Below are 233 nucleotides of genomic sequence, written 5' to 3'. Positions count from 1 at the left end.
TCCACGATCAGCAGGTCGAACATGTCGTCCGCCTTACCGGCCTCGAAGGCCGTGATGACCATGGCAGGGCCGAGGCCGGGCGTCTTCTTGAAGACCTTCCGGATCGAGCCGCGCAGGGACGGTTGTGGCACCACCAGGCCGACCCGGAAGTCCCGCAAGAGCTGCGGGTAGCCCTCGACGAAGAACTCGGAGAGCAGCGAGTCGCGGTCGACGGGCTCGCGCAGGGCGGCGTT

Annotated in this window: 1 pseudogene; it reads right to left on the bottom strand. The window is 67.4% G+C overall.

The features are described from left to right. A pseudogene (locus AC0I8G_RS26255) lies at positions 1-233 on the bottom strand (DUF2075 domain-containing protein); the annotation flags it as partial.

The sequence above is a fragment of the Kineococcus sp. AC630 genome (assembly GCF_979255925.1).
Note: the sequence above shows the minus strand (reverse complement) of the source record. Positions and strands in the feature narration are given on the sequence as shown.